The 17,737-nt window shown below is 67.9% G+C and carries 17 protein-coding genes; 5 read left to right on the top strand and 12 right to left on the bottom strand.

The features are described from left to right. Positions 1-3 precede the first annotated feature (3 nt). Genes WEB06_04260 through WEB06_04250 form a run of 3 tightly spaced genes read right to left on the bottom strand, consistent with a single transcriptional unit; the run spans position 4 to position 3,136 of the window. Complete coding sequence (locus tag WEB06_04260) at positions 4-624, bottom strand: cysteine hydrolase (GenBank protein MEX2554828.1); 621 nt, start codon at positions 622-624, stop codon at positions 4-6. Further along, the gene (locus WEB06_04255; GenBank protein ID MEX2554827.1) at positions 621-2,357 is read right to left on the bottom strand and encodes a class I adenylate-forming enzyme family protein; all 1,737 of its coding nucleotides are present in this window, start codon (positions 2,355-2,357) and stop codon (positions 621-623) included. The genes WEB06_04260 and WEB06_04255 overlap by 4 nt, the downstream gene beginning before the upstream one ends. After that, positions 2,342-3,136, bottom strand: a complete 795-nt coding sequence (locus WEB06_04250; protein ID MEX2554826.1) for an enoyl-CoA hydratase-related protein — start codon at positions 3,134-3,136, stop codon at positions 2,342-2,344. Before WEB06_04250 ends, WEB06_04255 begins: the two co-directional genes overlap by 16 nt. 85 nt (positions 3,137-3,221) lie before the next feature. Between WEB06_04250 and WEB06_04245 the strand changes: the two genes are divergently transcribed. Further along, positions 3,222-3,665, top strand: a complete 444-nt coding sequence (locus WEB06_04245) for a MaoC family dehydratase N-terminal domain-containing protein (protein ID MEX2554825.1) — start codon at positions 3,222-3,224, stop codon at positions 3,663-3,665. 11 nt (positions 3,666-3,676) lie between these two features. Further along, a complete protein-coding gene (locus WEB06_04240) occupies positions 3,677-4,114 on the top strand; it encodes a MaoC/PaaZ C-terminal domain-containing protein (GenBank protein ID MEX2554824.1) in 438 nt (145 codons plus the stop codon). A gap of 30 nt (positions 4,115-4,144) precedes the next feature. On the opposite strand, the gene WEB06_04235 is transcribed toward WEB06_04240, so the two are convergent. Continuing rightward, on the bottom strand, positions 4,145-5,089 hold the full coding sequence (locus WEB06_04235; protein ID MEX2554823.1) for a type IV toxin-antitoxin system AbiEi family antitoxin domain-containing protein: 945 nt from the start codon (positions 5,087-5,089) through the stop codon (positions 4,145-4,147). 97 nt (positions 5,090-5,186) lie between these two features. On the opposite strand from WEB06_04235, the gene WEB06_04230 reads away from it, so the two are divergent. Further along, positions 5,187-6,422, top strand: a complete 1,236-nt coding sequence (locus tag WEB06_04230) for a hypothetical protein (GenBank protein ID MEX2554822.1) — start codon at positions 5,187-5,189, stop codon at positions 6,420-6,422. Between the two features lie 10 nt (positions 6,423-6,432). After that, entirely contained in the window at positions 6,433-7,242 is an 810-nt protein-coding gene (locus tag WEB06_04225; protein MEX2554821.1) for an enoyl-CoA hydratase/isomerase family protein, read from the top strand. 105 nt (positions 7,243-7,347) lie between these two features. Here the strand turns inward: WEB06_04225 and WEB06_04220 are convergent, their stop codons facing one another. The 8 genes from WEB06_04220 to WEB06_04185 form a co-directional block, all read right to left on the bottom strand. After that, positions 7,348-8,076, bottom strand: a complete 729-nt coding sequence (locus WEB06_04220) for an ABC transporter ATP-binding protein (GenBank protein ID MEX2554820.1) — start codon at positions 8,074-8,076, stop codon at positions 7,348-7,350. Then, positions 8,045-8,842: an ABC transporter ATP-binding protein gene (locus WEB06_04215; GenBank protein MEX2554819.1), complete on the bottom strand. Its 798-nt coding sequence runs from the start codon at positions 8,840-8,842 to the stop codon at positions 8,045-8,047. The genes WEB06_04220 and WEB06_04215 overlap by 32 nt, the downstream gene beginning before the upstream one ends. Next, the gene (locus tag WEB06_04210) at positions 8,839-10,761 is read right to left on the bottom strand and encodes an ABC transporter permease (GenBank protein ID MEX2554818.1); all 1,923 of its coding nucleotides are present in this window, start codon (positions 10,759-10,761) and stop codon (positions 8,839-8,841) included. Before WEB06_04210 ends, WEB06_04215 begins: the two co-directional genes overlap by 4 nt. 18 nt (positions 10,762-10,779) lie before the next feature. Continuing rightward, positions 10,780-11,367 carry a hypothetical protein gene (locus tag WEB06_04205; protein MEX2554817.1) on the bottom strand — a complete coding sequence of 196 codons (588 nt, stop codon included), beginning with the start codon at positions 11,365-11,367 and terminating at the stop codon, positions 10,780-10,782. A gap of 14 nt (positions 11,368-11,381) precedes the next feature. Then, positions 11,382-12,881, bottom strand: coding sequence for a hypothetical protein (locus WEB06_04200; protein ID MEX2554816.1), 1,500 nt, complete (start codon positions 12,879-12,881; stop codon positions 11,382-11,384). Between the two features lie 58 nt (positions 12,882-12,939). Further along, complete coding sequence (locus tag WEB06_04195; protein ID MEX2554815.1) at positions 12,940-14,502, bottom strand: ABC transporter substrate-binding protein; 1,563 nt, start codon at positions 14,500-14,502, stop codon at positions 12,940-12,942. 109 nt (positions 14,503-14,611) lie between these two features. Beyond that, a complete protein-coding gene (locus tag WEB06_04190; GenBank protein ID MEX2554814.1) occupies positions 14,612-16,114 on the bottom strand; it encodes an AMP-binding protein in 1,503 nt (500 codons plus the stop codon). Next, a complete protein-coding gene (locus WEB06_04185) occupies positions 16,111-17,379 on the bottom strand; it encodes an AMP-binding protein (GenBank protein MEX2554813.1) in 1,269 nt (422 codons plus the stop codon). The genes WEB06_04190 and WEB06_04185 overlap by 4 nt, the downstream gene beginning before the upstream one ends. Before the next feature lie 59 nt (positions 17,380-17,438). On the opposite strand from WEB06_04185, the gene WEB06_04180 reads away from it, so the two are divergent. Further along, the coding region (locus WEB06_04180) for an acetyl-CoA acetyltransferase (GenBank protein ID MEX2554812.1) at positions 17,439-17,737 on the top strand (299 nt) is incomplete at its 3' end.

Below are 17,737 nucleotides of genomic sequence, written 5' to 3'. Positions count from 1 at the left end.
CCTTTACAGCGCCGCCTCGACCTCGGTGGCTGGGACGACGTCGGCGAGCAACGGGAGCACGTTGTCGGCGGAGAACCGATGCCAGGCTTCAGGGTAGGACGCGCAACAGTCTTCGACGACGATGACGCGCAGTCCGCGGTTGGCCGCGGCGCGAACCACACCCTCCACAGCGATCGTGGTCGAGATCCCCGCGACGACGAGCGTGGTAGCACCGATGTTCCGGAGCACGTTCCAGATCTCCGTGCCGTGCGACGGATCGAGCGATGTGTACCGCGCGAGCACGACGTCGCCCTCCTGCGGTGCGATCTCGTCGAGCACCTGCGCGCCCCAGGTTCCGGCGACGAGTTTCGACCCGCCGCTGCGCGCGGCCCGGTAGATGGCGGGGTGTTCCGGCACCGGTAGTGAGGGGTGCCGCTCTTTGGTCGCGTACAGAACCGGAACACCTGCGACGCGGCAGCGTGCGAGCAGCGACGCAAGTCTGGGAAGGAGTCCGCGGCTCTGCACCGCCTCCGCCAGCTTCCCCGAAAGTCCTTTCGCGCCGACGAGCGAGGGGTGAACGAGGTCGTTCTGAAGCTCGACCACGAGCATCGCCGTGGCCCCACGGTCGAGGGGCTCGAGGCTCACTTCTGGATCGGCGCGTCGTCCTGAGCGGACGGGGCGCCCTCGTCCTCGAGGATCGCGAGGATCTGCTCGCGCACCTCCATCCGCTTCGGCTTCATGCTGAAGGTGAACGGCAGGGCGTCGAGCACGAAGATCCGGCGCGGGCATTTGTAGGGCGCGATCTGCTCCTGCGCCCACGCAAGCACGTCCTCGGCCGTCGCGGACGAGCCCGGCCGCAGGACGATCGCGGCCATCGGGCGCTCACCTTTGCGCGCGTCGGGCACGCCGACGGTCGCGACCTGCTCGACGTCGGGGTGTCTGCGGAGGATCTGGTCGATCTCGGCCGCGGCGACCTTGTAGCCGCCGGTCTTGATGATCTCCTTCGAGCGCGCGACGAAGTAGAGCATCCGCCACTTCCCCTGGCGGAGGACGTCGCCGGTGCGCAGCCAGCCGTTCTCCATCCCGGCTGCCGTGGCCTCGGGATCGTTCCAGTACTCGCGCGTGATCGTCGGGCCGGAGAGCAGCAGCTCGCCGGGTTGCCCACGCGGAACGTCGCGCCCTTCCTCGTCGACGAGCCGGAACTTCACCGGCGGCATCACCCAGCCGACGCAGCCGTCGCCGCACTCGAACGGCGGCGTCATGGTGACGTAGGAGTTCGCCTCGGCCATGCCGTAGCCGCGCATGAACATCGGCCTCTTGGGGCGACCGAGCGGCCCCGGCCGCGCCGCCAGGTCCCGGAACGTCCCGATGAGCTCGTCGGGGAAAAGGTCGGCCCCGCCGCCCCACATGCGGATAGACGAGAGGTCGGCCGCGCGCGCGCCGGCGTCGAGCAGCATCCGGAACATGGCCGGCGTCCCCGCGAAGAGCGTGATCCGCTGCCGGGCGATCGTCTCGAGGATCGACGCCGGGTCGAAGCGAGACATGAAGAACGACGGCGTGCCGAGCGCGAGGTGCAGCAGCATCGCGGCGTAGCCGCCGGCGTGCGCGACCGGCATGACGAGCAGCGAGAGCTCCGGCTTGAGGCGGGGCTTCATGGCGTAGACGCGACCATGGTTCCGCACGCCGACCATGGCGGCGGTGTGCGTGAGCACCGCGCCTTTCGGGAACCCCGTCGTGCCCGAGGTGAAGAACAGCAGTGCTACGTCGTCTTCGGACCGCGGCTCGACCGGGTCGATGTGCTCGGGCGCGTCTTCCATCAGGCGGCGGAACGAGACGCACGGCTCCGGAGCGTCCTCTTCGCCGATCATCGCCCACCGCTTCACCGCGGGAACCTCCGCCGCGTTCCGGATCGTGTTGTCGAAGACGGTGCGATCGCAGACGAGGAGCTCGGCGCCGGAGCGCCGCATGATGTAATCGATCTCCGACGGACGGAGCATGAAGTTCATCGGCACGGGGACGGCCCCGATCTTGCCGGCGGCGAAGTTCACGAAGGCCATCTCGATCCGGTTGACGGTGATCAGGCCGACACGGTCGCCCTTGCGGACGCCGAGCTCGCGGAGCACGTGCGCCATCCGGTTCACGAGGCGTCCGACGTCGCGGTACGAAAGAACGTCGCCGGAGAACCCCGGGTAGTCGATGGTGTGGTCGAGGGCGAACGCGGTTCGATCGCCGTAGAGATCGACGAGACGGTCGAGCCAGGTGGCGAAGTTGAATCGGTTCCGCTCGCGGATGAATACCCTGCGGCGGTCTGCCCATGCCGGCTCGGTGTAGTCGAGCGTGAGCGGGCCTCCGGGCGGATCGTCTATCTGCCTTGCCATACGGGCTTTCTCTTCTCCGCGAACGCGCGTGGACCTTCCTTGGCGTCCTCGCTCATGAAGACCTCGGCGGCGAGCGCGAGCTCTTGCTCGAAGGCTTCCTTGAGGTTGAGGCGCAGGCCGGTCAAGACCGATCGTTTCACCGCCTGGATCGCGAGCGGCGCGTTCACGAGGATCCGTTCGGCGTAGGAGCGCGCGGTATTCAAGAGGTCGCCGGGTGCCACGACCGCATTCACGAGGCCCATCCGCAGAGCGGTTTCGGGGTCGACCTGCTCGGCGGTGAGCAGGATCTCCATCGCCCACGGGAACGGGATCTGCCGCGGCAGACGTACGGTCGTGCCGCCGCCGGGGAAAAGACCCCGTTTTGGCTCGGCGATCCCGAAGGACGCATCAGTTGAAGCGACGCGCAGGTCGGTTCCGAGCAGCATCTCCATCCCGCCGGCGGTGCAGATGCCGTTGACCGCCGCGATCACCGGCTTGAAGAGGTCGAATTCACGGAGGACGGCGATCAGGCCGGCGTCGGCGGGGATGTCGGACTCGCCCTTGGCGAGCGCCTCGATGTTCTCGGTGACTGTCGGGACGAAGCTTTTCAGATCTGCGCCGACGCAGAAGGAGTTTCCGGTGCCGGTGATGATCGCGACACTGGCGTCGGGGTCGTCGCGGAAGTCGATCCACGCTTTGGCGAGCAGACCGAAGTGCTCCATGTCGAGCGCGTTCCGTCGCTCGGGACGGTTGATCGTGATGGTGGTGATGCCGGCGTCGGAGACGACCTCGATGGCCACGGTTCGATCCTTTCGGTTTCGGGGTCCGGTGAGGGCACCGGTATGCTGACTCTCGCGTCAGCCTACATCTTCAGGAGGGTGGCTCATGGTCGACAAATCCATCGTCGGTACCGAGATGGGCGGGTCGTGGATGATGGTCGAGCGCGGCAAGATCCGCGAGTTCGCCAAGGCGATCCTCGACGACGATCCCGCGTACGAAGGCGACGATCCACCGGTGCCACCGACGTTCACGATGGCGATGGCCCACTGGCCGGCTCCCTCGGGCGGGCAGGGCTCGGGACTGTCGAAGCTCGGCCTCGATCTGCTGCGCGTCCTGCACGGCGGGCAGGAGTACGAGTATCTCGGCGAGATCAAGGAAGGCGACAAGCTCTCGACCCGTTCGCGCATCTCGGACGTGTACGAGAAAGAGGGGAAGCGCGGGGGGACGCTCACGTTCGTAACCTCCGAGACGACGTTCACGAACCAGCGCGGCGAGGACGTTCTGATCGCCCGCACGATCCTCGTGCAGACGTCCAAAGCAGCGAGCTAGGAGCGGAGATCATGGAGCGGATCAACATCCATTTCGAGGACGTTCAGGAAGGCGACGAGATCAGCGACTGGCCGCCGGTCGAGAACGTGTCGCGGTCGCACTTCGTTCGCTACGCGGGCGCGTCGGGTGACTTCAATCCGATGCACCACGACGACACGGTCGCGACCAAGGTCGGCTACCCGAGCGTGTTCGGCCACGGCATGTTCACCGCCGGCGTCCTCGGCCACTACCTGGCCGACTGGGTCGGCGTCGGGAACCTCCGCAAGTACGGCGTCCAGTTCAAGGGGCAGCTCTACCCGGGACGTACGCTGACGCTGACGGCGAAGGTGACGCGCAAGTACAAGGAGAAGGACGAGAAGCGCATCGACGCGGAGCTCAAGGTCACCGACGATCAGGGCGCGGTCATCGTCACCGGCACCGCGACGGCGGCGCTTCCGAGCCGGGGCTAGCCCGCCCGCGCAGCACGTCCCCCCTGAGGGTCACCGCGGCGCGGTCAACCCCGTTCGAACTGCCTCGATCACGGTCGCCGGTCGCTGTGTCAGATCCGTCCAGGTGACGTGGATGACGCGCCAGCCGAGAAGGGTGAGCTGGTTCCCACGCGCTCGGTCGCGGTCCCACCGGCCGCGCCCTGAGTGCCAGCGGTACCCGTCGGCCTCGATCGCGAGGCGGACGGACGGGTAAGCGAAGTCGATCGCGGCGACGAGCCGGGCTCCGATCCGGACCTCGTACTGGAGCACGGGTTCCGGGAGGCCGCCTCGCCGAAGCGTCCGGAGCAGCCTCCGCTCGAACACGCTGTCGGGCACGGGCGCCGACCGGTCGCGTTCTTCGAGCAGGCGGCGCATCACCGTGATCCCGGGACGTCCCCGACGCCGCAGTTCTCTAAGTCGCCAGTGGAGCCGGGGGATCGAGACGATCCCTCTGCGGAGTGCGTCGTCCAGCGCCTCCTCCACGGCCTCGAGCGGGACCACCGACGCAAGGTCGATGAGCGTCCGCGCCGGCGTCGTCGCCGGGATCGCGTCTACCACCGTTACGTCGACGGCGGGGAGCCAGCCCCGGTGCACGATCCCGGGAGCGGCACGGTGACGGCTTCGGGGGACCGTCAACTCGACCGGCCCGGGGGCGAAGCCGGCCAGCTTCCATAGAGGCGCGCCCCCGCGATGCGAGACAACGGCTCCCTCACCCCAGGATAGACACGCCACGAGCAGCGATTGGCGCCACGACGCGACGCCTCCGGCGATGCGATAGACGCTCGGGCCGACGTGCTCCCAGCGACCGCGCTTCACTCGACGGTAGATCACATCCTTCGTAGCTCCGGCGTGCAGCGCTTGCTCACGGCTGAAGGCGCCGTGCTGCGAAGCGGCCACCTGCGCGATGCGCTTGTCGAACCCTTCCCGTTGCGCGGAGTCGTCGTGTGCGCGACTCATTGCGGCAGGAAATAGCACGGAGGTGCGTGCCGCGCGCCCGAATGCGACTCGATCGCGAACCATGAGGCCAACTGCTTGTTCGGGCTAGACTCCCCGCGTGTTCTACCGTCCCGACATCCAGACGCTCCCGAGGCATGAGATCCGCATCCTCCAAGAGATACGGCTCCGCGCGCTCGTCGAGCGCTCGTTCGACGTGCCGTTCTTCCGACGGATACTCGAGAGCGCGGGGATCGGCGCCGACGACGTAAAGTCGCTCGATGATCTGCTCCGCGTGCCGCGTATCACGAAGCAGGATCTCCGCGATTCCGAGGATTCGGTCCCGCCGTTGGGGGACTACCGCGGCGCATCCATCGAGCGTTCGGTGCGCCTTTCGACTTCCACCGGCACCACCGGACGACCGACGATCACCTTGTTCACGCCCCACGACCTGTCGGTGGAGTACGACGCCGCGTGCCGGTCGTTCGCCCGCCAGGGCTACGTGCCCGGCGAGATCATCACGCACGCGCACCCCGGTGGCCTGAACGGCGGCGCGGCGCTGCTCGGGGGTGCGATCGAGGCGTACGGGTGCCTCAACGTCTCGGTCGGCCCGCCGATGTCGAAGGCCGACGCGGAACGTGCCGTCACGTTGTGGCGGGAGATGAAGCCGCACCACTACGAGATGTTCGGACCGGCGCTCCACACCTTCTGGGAGACCGCCAAGGAGATGGGGCTCGACCCGGCCGCGGATCTGGGGATGCCGCCCCCCGGAGAGCTACCGCCGTGGCGTACCGTGTCGGCCGGGCTCGAGTGCTTCGCGTTCCTCGGCTCCGCGTGCGCCGAGATGAACGGCGCGCACGTGTGCGAGGACGAGGCGATCGTGGAGGCTGTCGACCCGGCGACCGGCGAGCAGGTGCCGGACGGTGAGCGCGGCTCGTTGGTCGTCACGACGCTGACGAAGGACAATTTCCTGCTCCGCTACGACCTCGAAGACCTGGTGCGGCTCGACCGCTCACCATGCCCGTGCGGCGAGACGCACCTTCGTGCGTTCTGGGACGGCCGCGCGAAGGACGTCGTTCGAGCAGGGGAGCGCGAGCTCCTCCCGATGGACGTGTGGCTCGTGCTCCGAGGCATCGAGGAAGTCGCCCGGCCGGCGGTCGAGTACCAGCTCGTGCGCACGGCCGACACGTCGGTCCTGCGCGTCCGGGTGGAGACCACGCAGCCGGGCCCCGGGCTGGAGCGGGGCGTCGCGTCGGGCCTCGAGGAAGGGCTCGGCGTACCGGTCCGGCTGGAGCTGCTCGAAGCGGGCGCATTGCCGCGACCGGCGTACAAGCCCGCGCCCGTGGTGGACGAGTAGGGTTCCGCCGATGGCTTACGAGACGCTGATCTACGAGGAGCGCGACGCGGTCGCGTGGGTGACGCTCAACCGGCCCGACAAGCTCAACGCGTTCAACGGCGTGATGATGGGCGAGCTATCGGAGGTGTGGCGGTCGCTGCGGGGCAACGACGCGATCCGCGTCGCGGTGCTCACCGGAGCCGGCGAGAAAGCGTTCTGCACCGGCATCGACCGGATGGAGGCGGTCACCGACCGAGACGACAAGCCGGTCGGATCGCCCGGCGACTCGCCGTTCATGTTCGACGATCCCGGCGAAGCGGTCGGCCCGAAGACCAACGATCTGTGGAAGCCGGTCATCGCCGCGGTCAACGGGATCGCGTGCGGCGGCGCCTTCTACATGCTCGGCGAGTGCGACATCATCGTCGCGTCCGAGAACGCGACCTTCTTCGATCCGCACGTCACCTACGGGATGACCGCGTCCTTCGAGTCGATGCACATGGTCTACAAGATGCCGTTCGGCGAGGTCGTGCGGATGCAGCTGCTCGGCAACGACGAGCGGCTGTCGGCCAAGCGCGCCTACGAGATCGGGCTCGTAAGCGAGGTCGTGCCGCTCGAACAGCTTCCCGAGGCGGCCGGCTGGGTCGCCGAGCGCATCGCCGAGAAGCCGCCGCTCGCGGTGCAGGGCACCTTGCGTGCCCTGTGGGCCGCTCGCGACCTGCCGCGCTCGCAGGCGCTCGAGCTCGGCTACACGTACGTGAAGATGGGCACCAACCAGGACTCGCTGCGCGAAGGCCAGCGCTCGTTCGAGCGCGGCGACCGCCCGAAGTGGCGCCTGCGCTGACCGTGATCTTTGGGTCCACATGTGCGCTCGAGCGGTGTCAGACAAGTTGACGTCGCCTTGTCCGACGGGCCCGCGAGAGGTGCCGGCGGACTGCGCGATCCTTCGTTAGGACGAGAGGCTCTCGGCGCCCGACGTTCCCAGGTAGGACTCGACCAGCGTCTCGTCGTGCTGCAGCTCGCCGGGCTCGCCGATGAACCGAACCTTCCCCTTGTGCAGGATCACCACGATGTCGGCGAGGCGCAGCGCGTGACGGACGTACTGCTCGACGAGCAGGATCGTCGTACCGTACTCGCGGATCGCTTGCACGTTGTCGAAGAGCTGTGACACGAGCCGGGGCGCCAGGCCGAGCGACAGCTCGTCGATCATCAGCATCCGCGGGTCGGTGATGACCGCGCGCGCGAGTGAGAGCATCTGCTGCTCCCCGCCCGAAAGCGTGCCGGCCGTCTGCGACCGACGGCTCTCGAGCACCGGGAAGAGCTCGAACACGCGGCCCAGGCGATCGCCGCCGTTGCGTCCGGCGTGGCTCGCCATGAGCAGGTTCTCGCGCACCGTGAGGCCGGGGAAGATACCGCGCCCTTCGGGGATGTGCGCGAGTCCCAGCTTCGCGATCCGATGGTCGGCAAGGCGGTCGATCCGCGCTCCGTCGAACGTGATCTCGCCCGCAGCGGCAGGGAGCATCCCCGAGATCGTGCGGAGCATCGTGGTCTTCCCGGCGCCGTTCGGGCCGAGCAGTGCGACGACGGCGCCTTCGGGGACGACGAGCGACACGTTCGAGAGCGCGACGAAGCGCCCGTAGCTTGCGTCAACGTTCCGCAGCCGGAGCAGGGGTCGCATCGTCCTCCTCTCCCAGATAAGCGGTGCGGACGGCGGGGTTGCCGGCGATCTCCTTCGGCGTCCCGTGCGCGATCAAGCGCCCGAAGTCGAGCACGTAGATCTCCTTGCAGACCTCCATCACCAGATCCATGTCGTGCTCGACGAGCAGGATGCTCACGCCTCGTTCCTCGTTGATCCGCTGCAGCAGCTTGCCGAACGCTCTCGTCTCGGAGGAATCAAGCCCTGACGACGGCTCGTCGAGCAACAGCGTCTTCGGGCCGGTGCAGAGCGCCCGGCCGAGCTCCAGGATCCGCGCGGTACCGACGGGCAGGTCCGAGGCGCGGCGGTCGCGAGCCCAGCCCAGGCCGAGCTCGTTCATCACGCGCTCGGCGATCTCGGTGCATCGCCGCTCCTCGCGCGGACGGCGGGGCAGATGCAGGAGATCGGAGACGAGGTCGAGCTTGCTCGCCGCCGTTTCGGCCGCGACGAGGAGGTTGTCGAAGGCGCTCATGCGGTGGAACAGCTCGAGCTTCTGGAACGTGCGCCCGATCCCGAGCTTCGCCCGGCGAGACGGCGCCATGGTGGTGATGTCGCGGTCGTCGAAGGTTACACGGCCCCGAGCCGGGGCGATGTACCCGCAGATCGCGTTGAACATGGTGGTCTTCCCGGCGCCGTTCGGGCCGATCAGCCCGACGAAGCCGGCGTCGCCTACGGTTATCGACGCGCCGTCGACGGCGACGAGCCCGCCGAAACGCACGGTGACGTCTTCGGTCCGGAGGGTGCTCATTCCCGGCCTCCGGCGACGGGAAGCGGCTCGGCGGCCGGTGGGCGTCGGTGGCCGAACGCGCGCAGGACGGCGTTCCCCCCGCGTCGCATCTCGCCGAACATGCCCTCGGGGTTCTGGGCCAGCGCGAGCGTCGCGCCGAGGCCGAACAGGATGAGCTGGATGTCGAGCATGAAGGGGACGTTGCGAAACACCTGCCGGTAGAGGCCGTAGAAGAGTCCGGCCGCGATCGCGCCTCCGATGTGGAACACGCCGCCGAGCACCGCCACCGTGAGATAGACGATCGCGTAGAAGGGGATGAAGTCGAGCCGGTTCGCGCTTTCTTTCTGCATGCCCGCGAGGATCCCGCCGAAGGCTGCGATGAAGGCGGACAGGCTGAAGATGAACACCTTGTACTTGACGACGTTGATCCCGAGGGAACGGCCGGCGGTTTCGCTGTCGCGGAGCGCGGCGAGCACCCGTCCGGTCCGGCCGGAGCGGAGGTTCGCCGCGACGACGACGAACAGCACCAGAAAAGCCAAGACGACGTAGTAGAACGCCAGATCGCTCTCCCCTCCCGGCGGCCGGGGCAGCCGCACCGAACCCTCACGGCCCGAAACGAACGGCTCGGTGAAGAAGAGGTCGTGCGCCATGAAGGCGAAGGCCAGCGTCACCAGACCAAGGAAGAGGCCGTGCAGGCGCACGGCGACCAACCCGAGCAACGCGCCCGCCGGAACCGCCGCGAAGGCGCCGACGATGAACGCGAGCCAGACCGGCCAGCCGAGGTCCGACACGAAGTGCGCGGCGGAAAAGGACGCGATGCCGAGGAACGCGGTGTGCCCGAGGGAGATCTGCCCCGAGAAACCCGTCAGGATCACGAGCGACAGGAAGATCAGCGCGTGGATGAGGCCGAACGTCAGCGATCTCTGCCACGAGATCGAATCCGAGAGCACCGGGAACAGCGCGATGAACGAGAACAGGGCGACCGCCACGCCCATGCGAGCCACAGGGGATGCGTGCTCGGCCAGCTCCCGGGTGCGGACGACGAAGCTGCCTCCCGTCGCAGCCCGGCGGAGCCTGCGAGGGGCGAACAACAGCATGATCGTCACGATCAGAAACGGGGTTGCGTTGTCCAGGTTCCCGATCACCCCTCGGAAGGTTCCGTACTGGACCAGGAACGCCTGGGCGACGCCGATCAGCAAACCGCCGGCGAACGCGAGCGGCATGCTCTCGAGGTATCCGACGATGGCGGCGCCGAGCAGGAAGGCGATGATGAAGAACGGCAACGTGATCGGGTCGAGGAAGAGGCGGGGCGCCAGCAGGATGCCGGTGAGCGCGGCGAACGACGTGCCGAGCGCCCATGCGAGCCCGGAGATGAGGTTGGTGTTGATCGACATCAGCCCGGCGACCGCTCGGTTGTCGACCACCGCGCGGAACGCAACCCCGATGCGCGTGAACCGGAGCATCGCCGCGAGCGCCGCTGCGGCTCCGAGGGAGATCACCAAGATCAGCACCTGATCGGTGCCGAGCGTGGCGCCGCCCACGATCTTGATCGGGGTCTGCGGGAACAGCGACGGCACCGTCCGCGTCTCGGCCGTCCAGATCTTGATCACGATCCCCTGCAGGAGAACGCTCAAGCCCACGGTCGCGATCAGGCCGATGACGATCGGCTGGCCTTCCAAGCGCCGGAAGAGCTGGGCGTCGAGGAAGAGGCCGAGCAGCGGCGCGATCACCAGGATCACGATCAGCGCCGACAGCCAAAGGGGCACGCCCCACTGGACGGTGAGCTGCCAGTACACGAAGGTCGTGAACATGGCGAGCGCGCCGTACCCGAGGTTCAGGATCCGCGACGTCTTGTAGGTGAGAACCAGGCCGACGGAGGCGAGGGCGTAGACGCTTCCGGTCGCGAGCCCGATGAGGAGAGTGCGGAGAAAGTCCTCCATTGGCGCGGAACCGGACGTCTAGTCGGGCCCGCAGAGCTTGCAGGTCGTGTAGCCGGCGCCGATCGCCTCGTCGAGCGGCAGCTCCGTGCCTTGCTTCCCTTCGACGATCGGACATCCCGGCTGGTGGTAGCTGTGGCCGCCCGGGACGAGGTGGACGCCTGCGTCGTTCGCAGCTCGCCGCGGAGACGGAACGCTGCGGAGCGGCCCGGCCGACGCGGAGCCGATCACGTTCGTGAGGTCGGCGTGCATCTCTCGGTTCTCGCGCGACAGCGACGCGGAGGAGCCGACGATGCCGGCGACGATGATCAGCGCCATGCCGAGCAGTCCGCCCGAGATCAGATAGGGGATCTGCTCGGTGAGGATGTTCGTGTTCGCCGCGCCGTACCAGCCGAGCAGCACCAGCACGACGCCGAGCGCGAGCAGCCCCAAGGCAAGCAGGATGCGCGCGTTTTCGCGGAGGAACGTCGCGGTGTCGGCTCGCGAGCGCTCCTGCGCCTTCGGGCTCGCGATCGTCGGCGCAGCGTCCTGCGCGACCGCCTCCTGCGGGACCGCCTCCTGGCCGGCCGCGTTCTTGCGGCGGCGACCCACGCGCCGCAGGCGACTCACCTCTGGGGAGGGATTCACGGTGTCTGGGTCACCCGCCATCTCCGTAACGATGGGCCCATCGCCACCCCGATCGCAAGAACGAGGAAGCCGATGCCGGACCCGAGGAGCGCTTCGGATGGCATGCGCGCCACCAGCCCGTACCGCACCCGGGCCGGGCCCGGCTGCGACGGCAGTACGGGTTGGGGGGCGATACCGGGATCGACGAAGACCGGCCCGGCGTCGAGGTCTGGACCCGGGACGAACCCATCGTCGCCCGGCGGTGGCGGCGGTGGCGGCGGTGGCGGCACGATGGACGGCACAGCTTTCACGGCTGCGCTGAGCGACCGGACGCTCCCGATGGCGAAGGTGGCGGTCCCGCCCGAACCGGGACCGGGCACGATGTTCTGACTTACGCACAGGGGAAGATCTGGGAAGCTCGAGGTGAACTCCTCCGGCAGCAGCGGCATGACGTCTTCCTTCAGGCAGATCGACTTCCGGGTGAGCTCCTGGATCTCCGGAGGGAGCTTGGGCTCGATCTGACCGTAGATGACGTCGTTGACTATCTGCGGCGTGAAGACGGCCGGGACGGTACCCGCGACGGTGATGAGCAGGCCGCCCATCGAGGCGTCACCGGTCACGTCTTCGATCTTCGGCGACGTTTCAGCGGTGGCGATCTTGATCCCCGCGTCAGCGAGTTTGACCTCGAGGAACTGGCTGAGATCTTGTGTAATAGCCCCCGGGACCGGCTCCGAGACGCCGTCCAGATGGATCCCCGCGTCGTCGATCGTTGCTCCGTACCGCTGTCCGCTCATCAGCACCACGACGTCGGACACGGTGAGCTTGGACTCGGCGGTGGGCTCGGCGCCGTCGGAGGAGGTCTTGACCTCCGAGATCACGGCCCCGATGTTCACGGTCAGCTCGGGGCTGACCACGATCGAGATGTCCCGCGCGACACTCCGCGCGAGGTGGGAGACCCGGTCGGCCGAACGGTGGCCTTCGCTGGTCGCCTCCAGATGCTTGATGGTGATGAACCCGAGCGAGACCCTATTGGTCGTGACGTGCCCGCTGCTCTCACCCGCGGACGCCGTGGCCCGCAGGAGGGAGTTCTCGATCGTCAGCAGCGGTCCGGCCGAGATCACGCCCGACTGCGGCACGCGTTCGGTGGTGTGCGCCTCGTCGACCGGCTCCGGATCGGCATCCGTCGGCGGGTAGACCGCCTGCCGGTAGAAGGGCATCCCCTCGCCGAGCGCGCCAACGAGGAGGTCCCCGGGGAAGAGCTGCGCAGCGGACCCGCGCGCCGCTCCACCGGCTTCCGAGTTGAGGTCGCTGCGCGCGAACGGGAGGCCGAGGTCTACCAGCCGCTCGAAGAGGCTCCCCGCGAACCCGAACGCGACGTCGAGCCCGCGAGCCTCCCCGGTCGCGCGGTAGCTCTCGATCGGCGTGCCGGCGGACGATGAAACGGCGGCGGCGAACATCAGCGCGCACGCGAGGCACGCCGCGACGCTCGCTGCGGCGACGCGCCTGCCTGCGGTCATGGGACCCTCCTGATGAGTCCAACGATCAGGAGGATGGATGGGCGCACGATCGCCGGCCTCAGCATGTCGTCACGAAATCCCTGATCTCGTCGGCGTTCGGGAACTTCAGTTGGTTCGCGCAGAAGTACTCCCACCAGTTGAAGAGGTGGCTTTTGTCCCAGAAGTCTGGGGCGCCGGCAGGACCGCTCTTGTCGTTCGGGCGGAGCTCCACGAACTTGCCGTTGCGAACCTGCACGAGCAGGTCGGAGGAGTAGATGACGTGCTCGCTCGGCCTGGTCGGAGAAAGGAAGCCGTTCGCGGAGAAGGACGGCAGCGAATCGACGTTCTTGAGAACGCATTTGCGGGTCAGGTTCGCGCCGCAGGCCGAGACCGCCTGAACGAACAGCGCCGCTTGTCCCCACCCCGGAGCCCCGAAGCTGCCGGGAACCTTGAAGCCGGGAACGAATCGACGGAGCGCACTCACGTACCGGTCGAGCTCCGGATGGCTGCACGGCGGAACCGGACGGCCCTTGCTGTCGAAGCCCGCGCACCGCTCGAACGGGATCTGCGGCATCGCCATGTACGCCCCTTCGGTCGACTTCCGCGGCTTCCCGGTCTCGTCACGGAGGAACGACGGAAGGTACGAGGTGAAGGTCGGGGCGTACACGTCGTGCTCGACGTTCTGGCTGAGCATCGCGTCGGCGAGCTTGATGTTGTTGAAGTTCTCCATGGTGGTGTAAACGGCGAGCGGGCCCTTGCTCGGCGGGCACTGGCCGCTCATCCGGTTCGCGTAGCTGTTGAAGTTGTTGTCGAAGACGTTGGCTTCTTGCTCGAAGCAGATCGTGACCTGGCCGGTGGGGTATGCCTCGCTGGATTTGAGCATCGCGGCTTGGAAGGCCCACGCGTTCGCCTTCGAGACAAGCGACTCGCCGACCGAGAAGACCGCAACTTGCTTGATCCCGTTGATCCGGTTGACGTACTCGGAGCCGCTCGCGGCAACGCCGATCAGATGCGGCTGGAGCTGGCCGGGGACGCCGTAGGTGAGCTTCCCTCGCGAACGTTCGTAGCTGAGCGGGAAGCCGATGTCGGGGATGCCGTACTGCTGGGCCGTCTCCGCCGTCGGACCGTCGGTGTCCGGCGCGGAGATGCTTCCGACGAACGCGAAAACCCCGATCTCTTTCGCGAGCTCGAGCGCCGCGGTCTGGTTGTTCGCCTTGACGCCTTGATCGTCGCGGATGAAGAGCTGGAACTTGCGATTGCATATGCCGCCCTGCGAGTTGACGAGCTTGAGGTAGGCGTCGACCGCCTCGATATTCGGGTCGAACTGACCGGGGAAGGATCCGGTCTTGGCGGAGATCATCCCCACCTTGATCGTGCTAGCGGTCACACCTTTGTCCGTAGCGCCCCCACGACAGTTTGGATTTGAGCCGGGCCCCTGGATGCCTGGGATCTGGTTCACGCCGTTCGGGCCGCCCACCGTTCCGGTCGCGGTGGGCACCGCCGTCGTGGTGCTGGTCGGGTTGGCGGTCGGCTGACCCTGGCCGAGGAGGCCGGCGTCCAGCGGGACCACGCGCGAGCCACACGCTGCGGCAACGAGCACCAGCAGCAGCACGAATGCGGCGATGCGGAAGGTTCGGTTCATGGCTCCCTGGGTTGTCCTCTTCCCGCTCCCTCCTCTGCTTATTCAACTCGCCGGGGGCGGCTCCTGCCACGGGAGCCCGGGACGGAGAAAGGGATGTTTGAAACCTCGGTCAGATCTTGCGGATGCGTCCCTCCCAAAAGGGGTCCCGGAGCTCGCGTTTGCGGACCTTGCCGCTCTCGTCCCGCGGCAGCTTGTCGACCAGCTCGACCCGGCTCGGACACTTGTAGTGAGCGAGGTTCTCCCGGCAGAAGGCGATCAGGTCCTCCGGCTCGACGGGGGCGCGCGGCTCGACCACCGCCAGCACCGCCTCACCCCACTCTTCGTCAGGGATGCCGATCACGGCGCAGTCGCCCACCGCGGGATGGCGGTAGAGGACGGCTTCGACCTCGGCCGGGTAGATGTTCGCTCCGCCGGAGATGATCAGGTCGACTTTGCGATCGGTGAGGAACAGGTACCCGTCGTCGTCGAGGTACCCCATGTCACCCACCGTGTAGCGGTCGCCGAGCCACGCCTGCGCGGTCTTGTCGGGGGCTCCGCCGTACTCGAAACGCACGCCGCCCATCGGCGAGACGTAGACGAGGCCGACCTGACCTCGGGACACCTCCTTGCCGCGCTCGTCGAGGATCCACATCTCGATGCCCGGCGCGGCGCGACCGACCGAGCCCGGCTTCGCGAGCCACTCATCCGGCGGGATGATCGTGGCAAGCCCTTCGGTCATCCCGTAGTACTCCCAGACCGTGTCCGCGGGGAAGAGATCGATGATGCGGCGCTTGACGTCGACCGGACACGGCGCGGCCGCATGCAAGATGCGCTTGATGCTCGACAGATCGCGGTTGCTTCGAGCCTCGTCCGGCAGCGCGAGGATGCGGATGAAGTTGATGGGAACCATGTGGCTCCAGGTGACGCGCTCCCCATCGATCAGTTGCAAGCATGTTCCCGCGTCGAAGTGCTCCATCAGCACAACTGTGTGACCGAGCAGCAGCGCGAAGTTTGCGAACGCGCACGGGGCCGTGTGGTAGAGCGGCCCGCACGCGAGATGCACCTCGCCCGGGTCGGTCAAACCGGCGAGCTGCGGATAGGACGTCGCGTTCGCGAGATATGCCTCGCGGGAGGGATCCGGCCGCCGGATCGCCTTCGGCACGCCCGTGGTCCCCGACGTGTAGTAGCGGAAGAACACCGGCGCCGGGTCCAGCGAATGGTCGGCCGGCGTTTCCTGCTCCGCGGTGACGGCCGCTTCGTACGGACCGCCGAGGTGAAGCGCCGGGAGGCCGGCCATCGTTTCCGCCGCGTCGGGCTCGGCGACGATGAGACGCGCGTCGGCGTCCTCGACGATCGCTCGGACCTCCTCGCGCTTGAATCGCCACGACAGCGGGATCACGGTTGCGCCCAGGCGCGCGGCGGCCGTGGCGGATTCGAGGAACTCGATCCGGTTCCGTAGCGCGACCACGACGCGATCCTCGGCGACGACGCCGAGTCGTTGGAAAGCGCGGGCGGCCTGGTTCGCCCGGCCGTCGAGCTCGGCGTAGGAAAGGCGCCGGTTGCCGGCGATGATCGCCGGCTTCTCGGGCCGGGCGCGCGCGTGCGCCGCGACCCCGAGCTCGGCGGTGCTCACCGCGTGTCCTCGAGCCGCTTCGCTCCTTCGGGGATCGTGCCCGACGGAACGACGTCGATCTCGGCGCGGAGCCGGGCGCGGCCCTTCACGGCGTCCGCGATCCGCTCGCGGAGCTCCGGAGAGTCGTCGGCGTTGAGCTCGATCTTGAGGCGCAGGTCGTCGGTACCACGGGGCTCACGCCCGACGACGGCTTGCCAGCGAGCGACCTCGGGGAACCGGGTTAGGGCCTGTGCGATCTCCTCGGGGTACAGGAACATCCCGCGCACCTTGGTGGATTCGTCGGTCCGGCCGACGAACCGCCCGATCCTGGGACCGGTGCGGCCGCACGGGCAGGGATCGTCGCGGAGCGAGACGAGATCTTGGTTCGCGAGGCGGAGCAGGGGACGGTTCGCGTTGGCGACGGTCGCGACGACTTCGCCGGGCGTGCCGTTCGGCACCGGCTCGTGCGTCTCGACGTCGAGGACCTCGAGGATCTGATCGGGATGGAGATGCATCCCCTGCGAAGCCCAGCACTCGTACGCCGGCATCAAGCCGTCGGCCGAACCGTAGATCTGCCGGACGCGCGCGCCCGTCCGATCTTCGAGCTCGGCGCGAAGCCCTTCGGGGAGACGTTCGGCGGTGACGAACGCGACCTCGAGCTTCCAGTCCCTGCGCGTGTCGAGGCCGAGCTCCGACGCCTTGTCGCAGAGCAGCTTCAGGAAGGTCGGCGTTCCCACGTATCCGGCGACCGGAAGCTTCGCGAGGATCTCCGCCTGGAGCTCCGAGTTCTGCGGCCCGGCGGGGATCACCGCGCAGCCCATCGCGTGGAGCTGGTCCTCGAGCCCGAATCCGGCCGGAACGAGGTGGTAGCTGAACGTGTTGAGCACGATGTCGCCCTCGCGGAACCCCATCGCGTGATAGGCGAGCGCGAGCGGCGACTTGCCGCGCTCGGCCGGCGTGTCGGTGCGGCGCTGCGACGCGTAGAACATCGGGCCGGGCGAGACGTAGATGCGCTTGGCCTCGTTCAACGGGATCGTTCCGGTGCCGACGCCTGTGGAGCCGATCGTCTCCTTCTTGGATGTGATCGGGATCCGGCTGAGATCGTCCATGCTGGTGATGTCGCCGGGCTTCAACCCTGCTTCCTCGAGCTTGCCGCGGTAGTGAGGAGAGTGCTCCCAGCAGATCTCGACGGTCCGCTTCAGGATCCCGGAGAGATGGGCGCGGCGGCCGTTTTCGTCCAGCGCCTCGTTCGGGTCGAGCCAGCCGGTGGTCCGCTCGTCGCGCACGGATCGCAACCTAATCGAAAGTGTTCGGCGCTGAACACTTTCGGTTAGCCTGACGATCGATGCCTCGTCGCAAGGTCGTCATCGCCGGTGTCGCCGAGTCCCGCTTCGGCGAGGTCCCCGACGCGACCGCGCTGCAGCTCCATCAGGAAGCGGCGGCGCTCGCGCTCGCCGACGCCGGTCTCGCTCCGGGCGACGTGGATGGGTTGTTCTCGTGCGGTCCTGATCTGATGCATCCGATCGTGCTCGGCGAGTACCTGGGCCTGCGGCCCGGTTACGTGGACGGGACGCAGGTCGGCGGGTCGTCGTGGGAGTTCTTCGTCCATCACGCGGTCGGCGCGATCGAGGCCGGGCTCTGCGA

It is taken from the genome of Actinomycetota bacterium (assembly GCA_040905475.1).
GTDB lineage: Bacteria > Actinomycetota > AC-67 > AC-67 > AC-67 > DATFGK01.
Note: the sequence above shows the minus strand (reverse complement) of the source record. Positions and strands in the feature narration are given on the sequence as shown.

Bases quoted from the DNA above. Each gene is read 5' to 3' on its own strand.
- WEB06_04225 (MEX2554821.1), top strand. From the start codon at position 6,433: ATGGCTTACGAGACGCTGATCTACGAGGAGCGCGACGCGGTCGCGTGG.
- WEB06_04255 (MEX2554827.1), bottom strand. From the start codon at position 2,357: ATGGCAAGGCAGATAGACGATCCGCCCGGAGGCCCGCTCACGCTCGAC.
- WEB06_04240 (MEX2554824.1), top strand. From the start codon at position 3,677: ATGGAGCGGATCAACATCCATTTCGAGGACGTTCAGGAAGGCGACGAG.
- WEB06_04245 (MEX2554825.1), top strand. From the start codon at position 3,222: ATGGTCGACAAATCCATCGTCGGTACCGAGATGGGCGGGTCGTGGATG.
- WEB06_04215 (MEX2554819.1), bottom strand. From the start codon at position 8,842: ATGAGCACCCTCCGGACCGAAGACGTCACCGTGCGTTTCGGCGGGCTC.
- WEB06_04200 (MEX2554816.1), bottom strand. From the start codon at position 12,881: ATGACCGCAGGCAGGCGCGTCGCCGCAGCGAGCGTCGCGGCGTGCCTC.
- WEB06_04235 (MEX2554823.1), bottom strand. From the start codon at position 5,089: ATGAGTCGCGCACACGACGACTCCGCGCAACGGGAAGGGTTCGACAAG.
- WEB06_04220 (MEX2554820.1), bottom strand. From the start codon at position 8,076: ATGCGACCCCTGCTCCGGCTGCGGAACGTTGACGCAAGCTACGGGCGC.
- WEB06_04210 (MEX2554818.1), bottom strand. From the start codon at position 10,761: ATGGAGGACTTTCTCCGCACTCTCCTCATCGGGCTCGCGACCGGAAGC.
- WEB06_04195 (MEX2554815.1), bottom strand. From the start codon at position 14,502: ATGAACCGAACCTTCCGCATCGCCGCATTCGTGCTGCTGCTGGTGCTC.